5 protein-coding genes and 1 riboswitch are annotated in these 4625 nt (G+C 67.9%); all 5 genes read left to right on the top strand.

Going from position 1 to position 4625, the window contains the following annotated elements:
• The first annotated feature begins 97 nt into the window (after positions 1–97).
• A complete protein-coding gene (locus BIS11_RS11380; RefSeq protein ID WP_253425559.1) occupies positions 98–643 on the top strand; it encodes a bifunctional adenosylcobinamide kinase/adenosylcobinamide-phosphate guanylyltransferase in 546 nt (181 codons plus the stop codon).
• The gene (cobS, locus tag BIS11_RS11375) at positions 640–1401 is read left to right on the top strand and encodes an adenosylcobinamide-GDP ribazoletransferase (RefSeq protein WP_253425562.1); all 762 of its coding nucleotides are present in this window, start codon (positions 640–642) and stop codon (positions 1399–1401) included. The genes BIS11_RS11380 and cobS overlap by 4 nt, the downstream gene beginning before the upstream one ends.
• Positions 1353–1994, top strand: a complete 642-nt coding sequence (locus tag BIS11_RS11370) for a histidine phosphatase family protein (RefSeq protein ID WP_253425565.1) — start codon at positions 1353–1355, stop codon at positions 1992–1994. The genes cobS and BIS11_RS11370 overlap by 49 nt, the downstream gene beginning before the upstream one ends.
• Positions 1946–2383, top strand: coding sequence for a bifunctional adenosylcobinamide kinase/adenosylcobinamide-phosphate guanylyltransferase (locus BIS11_RS11365; protein WP_253425570.1), 438 nt, complete (start codon positions 1946–1948; stop codon positions 2381–2383). The genes BIS11_RS11370 and BIS11_RS11365 overlap by 49 nt, the downstream gene beginning before the upstream one ends.
• 20 nt (positions 2384–2403) lie before the next feature.
• Positions 2404–2609: riboswitch (cobalamin riboswitch) on the top strand.
• A gap of 141 nt (positions 2610–2750) precedes the next feature.
• Positions 2751–4553 carry a TonB-dependent receptor gene (locus BIS11_RS11360; protein WP_253425573.1) on the top strand — a complete coding sequence of 601 codons (1803 nt, stop codon included), beginning with the start codon at positions 2751–2753 and terminating at the stop codon, positions 4551–4553.
• The last annotated feature ends 72 nt before the right edge of the window (positions 4554–4625 follow it).

The raw sequence follows: 4625 nt of genomic DNA, 5'->3' as shown, positions 1-4625 counted from the left end.
GCCATGATGCTCGCGCTGGGCGCGGCGGGAGGGGCGCTGTGAACGATGCAAAAAAGGGCGCGGCGCGCCGAGGCGCGACTGAGCGCCAGGTGCGCCCATGATCGTCTTCGTCGGCGGCGGCGCGCGCTCGGGCAAGTCGCGCCTGGCGGAATCGCTCACCCTCGAGGCCGCGCCCGGTCGCTGCTACTACATGGCCACGGCGAGCCACAGCGACGACGAGATGAGAGAGCGCATCGAGCGCCACCAGGCCCGCCGCGACGAGCGCTGGGTGACCCTCGAGGCGCCGCTGGATTTCGACGAGGCGCTGGCGACGATTCCCCGGAACAAGGCCGTGCTGCTGGACTGCCTAACGCTCTGGGCGAGCCAGCTCCTGTTCGCCGCCGAGCTTTCGGAAGACGAGGGCGTGGCGCGGCTCGAAAAGCTTTTGCGTGAGGCGCGCCGGCGTGGCCTGAGCCTGGTCGTCGTCTCCAACGACCTCAACGAGGCGCTGCTGCCGGACGACCCGGTGGTCTGGCGGTTCGTCGCCTTCCTGCAGCGCCTGCACCGGGTGCTCGCCCGCGAGGCGGACTCGGTGATCGAAGTGGTGGCCGGCCACGGCATCGAGTGGAAGCCGCGCGCCTCGTCCAAGCAGGAGGCCCCGTGAAGAGTGCGCTATACGGTCTGGTGCTGGCCTTCCAGTTTTTGACCCGCCTGCCGCTGCCCCTCGCATGTCCGTGGAACGCGGCGACCCGGCGCTGGGCGCTCAGAGCCTACCCGCTGGTCGGGCTTGGCATCGGTGCGCTGCTGGCCCTCGCCGCCTGGGGGCTCGGCCAACTGGCGCTGCCCACACCGCTGGTGGCCCTTGCCCTCTTGAGCCTGTGGGTCGCGCTGTCCGGCGGTCTGCACCTGGACGGCGTGATGGACCTGGCCGACGCCCTGGGCAGCAATCAGCCCCTCGAGCGGCGCCTCGAGATCATGAAGGACCCCCAGGTAGGCAGCTTCGGCCTTTTGGCGCTGGTCTTCCTGCTGGCCTGGAAGGGAGCGCTGCTCTGGGCCTTCGTGGAGTATCACGTCCCGCTCGCATGGCTTCTGGCATTGCCCGCCATCGCCCGCTGCATGGGCGGGGCGTTTCTGGTGCTCGGCCCCTGCCTGCGCCCATCCGGCATGGCCTACAACGCGCGGCGCTCGGTCGGTACCCGGGATGTGGCGCTGTCGCTCGTGCCGGTTCTCGCGGCGGCGCTGTTCACACCCGCTCTGGCGCTGTGGCTACTGGTCGCGGCGCTGTTCACCGCGCTCTACCGCGTCGCCGTGCTGCGCGCCTTCAAGGGCATCAACGGCGACATGGTGGGCGCCTTGATAGAAGGAGGAGAACTTTGGCTACTGCTCACGATGTGGAGCTTCTGGTGGTTCGCCACGGCATAACGTCCTGGAACCTGGAGCGGCGCTACCAGGGCCAGCGCGACATCGAGCTGCTGCTCCCCGAGGCCGAGCCCGGCCTCGAGACGCTCAAGGCGGCGCTCGAGAACGAGCGCATCGATGCGATCTACGTAAGCGACCTCATCCGCTGCCGCCAGACCCTTGAGTGGGTCAAGCCCCCGGGTGCTGCGCGCGTCTACATCGAGCCCCGGCTCAGAGAGCTCGATTTCGGCGAGTTCGAAGGCAAGGTCTATGACGAACTCAAGGCGTTACCGCACTACAGGGCCTGGATTGATAGCGCCGGAGAGCTTAAAATCCCCGGCGGCGAATCGGCGGGAGAGCTGCGCGCGCGCCTGGACGCCTGGCTCGCGGAGGTGGCCGTCAATGCCCGCGAGCAGGGGCATGAAAAGGTGCTGGCCGTGACCCACGGCGGCGTGATACGCGAGCTGCGCCGACGATTCGAAGACGCCCCCTTCTGGGAGGCCACGGTCGCCCAGGCCACCGGCCGACGGTGGGCGCTGACCTATCGCACTGAAAGAGGAGAGTGGCAATGCAACTTTTCATCGGTGGTGCCCGCGCCGGCAAGAAAGACGCCGTAAAAGCGCGTTTTCAAAACGCCGCCTGGTGGACCCTCGCCCCGGGGCAACGTCTTGCCGACTGCCACTCCATCCTCGTGCCCAATACGCCGCTGGTCATCAACGGCGTGCTCAACTGGATGGCCCGCCACGGCGCCCGCGAGGCGGACGACACCCGCCTGCGCGCCCAGTGGCGCGAGGACATCGACAGCCTCTGCCAAGCCGCCAGGGCGTGCAACGCCACCCTGGTGCTGATCATGAACGAGGTGGGCCGGGGGCTCGTGCCCATGGCCCGTGAAGACCGCCGCCTGCGCGATCTCAACGGCTGGTTCAGCCAGGACGCCGCCAAGCGCGCCGAGCGGGTCTGGTACGTGCGTCATGGGCTGGTGCGTACCCTCGCCGAGTGCGATTGACCTGACAGGGTCAACTTGCTAGTTTACGCCCACTCCTAGGTGCTGGCGGAACGCCGCCAGTTAAACGGGAAGCTGGTGTGCATTCCAGCGCTGCCCCCGCAACGGTAATCGAGTCAAGAACGGCCATCATGCCACTGTGTCGCCAGGACATGGGAAGGCCGCCGTTTGGAAAAGTCCGCCTTTTCGCTCGTCAGCCCGGAGACCGGCCCAGGAACCAAGGTTTTCAAACCATACCTGCCGGTACGCGGAGGGCGTCCCGAGGGCCGATAGGCGCTCCCTTCGCGGGCGCCGTTCTCCCTTGTCGACCACTTCTCGCCCGGCCATAAGAAACGGCCGTGCGGGCGAGCACGGTCAGCAAGGGATTCCCATGTCATACGCACGTCTTCTACCTGCCCGGTTGGCCACCTTTACGCTGGCCGCGCTGCCGCTGGCGGTCCACGCCCAGGCAAGCGATGCCGAACGCGCTGCTCTCGATCCGGTCGTGGTCACCGCCACGCTCGCTCCGCGCACCGCCAACCAGAGCCTCGCCTCGGTCACCGTGATCGAAGAGGCCGCCTTTCGCCGTCAGGACCCGACGAGCGTCACCGACCTTCTGCGCGGCCAGCCCGGCGTCGACGTTTCCAGCAACGGCAGCTTCGGCAAGAACGCGAGCGTCTATCTGCGCGGCACCGGAAGCGCGCAAAACGTGCTGTTGATCGACGGCATTCGCCTGCGCTCCGCCACCAGCGGCGGCGCGGCCTGGGGCAGTCTCGATCCGCGCCTGTTCGAGCGGGCCGAGATCGTGCGCGGACCACGCGGAAGCCTGTTTGGTGCGGACGCCATCGGCGGCGTGGTGCAGCTTTTCACCCACGAGCCCATTGAAGCAAACGGCCCGCAGCCGAGGCTTTCGTTCGGCGGCGGCGCCTTCAACACCGCGCGGGCAAGCGCGAGCCTGAGCGGTGTCGAGGGCGGCACCCGCTACAGCTTCGCCGCGAGCCACTTCAACACCGACGGCCAACCGGTGCGCCGCGGTGGCGACGACAAGGGCTACGACAACACCACCGCACTCGCCCGGGTGTCCCACACGTTTGACAGCGGCGTCGAGGCCGGCGTGCTGGCGCTGCGCGCTCGCGGCAACAACGAGTATGACGGCGGCGAGAACGACTTCGTCCAGCAGGTCGCCGGCGTCTACGTCGATACCCCGGTGGTCGAGGGCTGGCGCTCGCGCTTGACGCTTTCCGAAGCGCGGGACGAAAGCGACAACGTCGACGAGTTCGGCGCTTCCACCTTCGACACGACCATCCGCACCGCGCGCTGGCAGAACACCTTCAGCGCCGGCATGCACGAGTTCATCGCCGGCGTCGAGCAGAGCGAGGACCGCGTCGACAGCAGCATTGCCTATGACGAGACCAGCCGCGACAACACCGCCGCCTTCACCCAGGCGCTGTTCGACTTCGCTCCCTTCTCGCTGCAGACCAGCGCCCGCTTCGATCACAACGAAAGCTACGGCGACGAAGTGACCGGAAGCGTAGCACTCGGCTTCGACCTCGACGCCCACCACACCCTGCGGGCAAGCTATGGCACTGCCTTCAACGCGCCGACCTACAACCAGCTCTACTACCCCGGCTTCGGCAACCCGGATCTCGAGTCGGAAACCTCCGAGACCGTGGAGATCGGCGTCCGCGGCCAGTACGCGCGCTTTTTCTGGGACGCTGCGCTCTACCAGACCGACATCGACAACCTGATCGCCGGCCAGGGTGAGCAGTTCAACGTGCCCACCTCGCGCGTTCGCGGCGCCGAGCTTGCCGGCGGCGTGGAGCAGGGCGGCTGGACGGTCGCCGCCGCGCTCACCTACACCGACCCGGAGAACCGCGCCACCGGCAACCGTTTGCAGAACCGCGCCACCCAGAGTTTGCGCCTGGACGTCGACCGCGAGCTCGGCGACTATTCGGTCGGCGGCTCCTGGATCGCCCAGAACCATCGCTACCGCGACGCGGCCAACGAGGATCGCCTGGCCGGCTACGGCCTTGTCAACCTGCGCGCTGGCTGGCAGTTCGCCCCGCTCTGGAGCGCGCGGGTGACGCTCGAAAACGTGCTGGACCAGGATTACGTCACCACGCGCTCGTTTGATGGCGCCGACTACATCAACGCCGGTCGCGCGGCGTTTCTGAGCGTCAACTTTGGTCAGTAAAGCGCTGTTCGGCCTCGCGCTGGCGCTCGCCACGACGGGCGCCAGCGCCGAGGTGTGCGCGGTGGACGACCT

Origin of the sequence: Halomonas sp. 707D4 (assembly GCF_024158685.1) — a bacterium.
Classification (GTDB): domain Bacteria; phylum Pseudomonadota; class Gammaproteobacteria; order Pseudomonadales; family Halomonadaceae; genus Vreelandella.
Note: the sequence above shows the minus strand (reverse complement) of the source record. Positions and strands in the feature narration are given on the sequence as shown.

Bases quoted from the DNA above. Each gene is read 5' to 3' on its own strand.
- BIS11_RS11380 (WP_253425559.1), top strand. From the start codon at position 98: ATGATCGTCTTCGTCGGCGGCGGCGCGCGCTCGGGCAAGTCGCGCCTG.
- BIS11_RS11365 (WP_253425570.1), top strand. From the start codon at position 1,946: ATGCAACTTTTCATCGGTGGTGCCCGCGCCGGCAAGAAAGACGCCGTA.
- BIS11_RS11360 (WP_253425573.1), top strand. From the start codon at position 2,751: ATGTCATACGCACGTCTTCTACCTGCCCGGTTGGCCACCTTTACGCTG.